Source organism: Tardiphaga sp. GW822-FHT04G09, assembly GCF_058800725.1.
On the sequence record NZ_JBXAMO010000053.1, the window covers coordinates 1 to 1,000 of the forward strand.

Consider the following 1,000-nt stretch of genomic DNA (forward strand, 5'->3'; position numbering starts at 1 on the left):
TGCCATATCCCGGATGCCGCGTGGTTCGTTCGTCGATGGCGCTGTTGCGGGTCTTGCCGGTTTTGGTGACGGCCTGGTTCTGGGTCACATGCGGCGTCACGCCAATGGCGCGAAGATTGGCGACATGATCGGCCGTGTCGTAGGCCTTGTCTTCACCCGCCGTGATGCGGCGGCCTGCCGCTTTGCGTCTTGCCTTCAGCATGGTCTCCGAAGCGCGGCGTTCGGCGGTGCCATTGGCATGCGTGACCCTGCCGGCCACCGCCAGCCCATGCCGGTTCTCCATGGTGGCGTGGCCCATATAGCAAAGCCTGGCCTCCCGTCCGGCCGCCTTGCGATAAAGCCTGCTGTCCGGGTCGCTGGTGCTGGCATGGGTGTCGTTCTTGCGCTTCTGGCCGTGGAAGTTGACGCCGTCATCATCGTCACCGCTGCCGTCCTTGGGGCGAAAGCTCTTCTGTGAAGCCCAGGCTTCGATCAGCGTTCCATCCACCGAGAAGTGCTCGTCCGACAGCAGCGGCTTGACCTGCGAATGGTTCAGAAGCCTGGTCATGAACTTCGTGAACACATCCCCGTTCTGCAGCCGCTCGCGGTTCTTGGTGAAGGTGGTCGGGTCCCAGACCGGATCGTCCGGCGACAGTCCCACGAACCAGCGGTACAAAAGATTGTAGTCCAGCTGCTCCATCAACTGGCGTTCCGAGCGGATGCCGTAGAACACCTGCAGCAGCAAGGCGCTCAGCAATTGCTCCGGAGGGATCGAAGGACGCCCCTCGCTGGCGTAGAGCCTGCCAAGGCTGCGGTTCAAATCACTCAAAACATCCCGGACAAGGTCCCGAACCTTCCGCAGCGGATGGTTTGCTGGCACACGCTTATCCGGTGCGATGTACGAAAACAGGCCGCCCTGGTCCGTAAACCTGCCACGCATGATCGCCTCCGCCGATTCGAGATGATAAAGTGAATCATCAAGCCCCCTCCGTGGCGAGGGGGTTCTTCAGCAGACTGCTAG

Annotated in this window: 1 protein-coding gene; it reads right to left on the bottom strand. The window is 61.6% G+C overall.

The genetic code is table 11. The features are described 5' to 3' along the window. A partial coding sequence (locus AC1RLZ_RS31150) for an IS5 family transposase (protein WP_493191813.1) occupies positions 1-919 on the bottom strand: 919 nt, incomplete at its 3' end. Positions 920-1,000 lie beyond the last annotated feature (81 nt).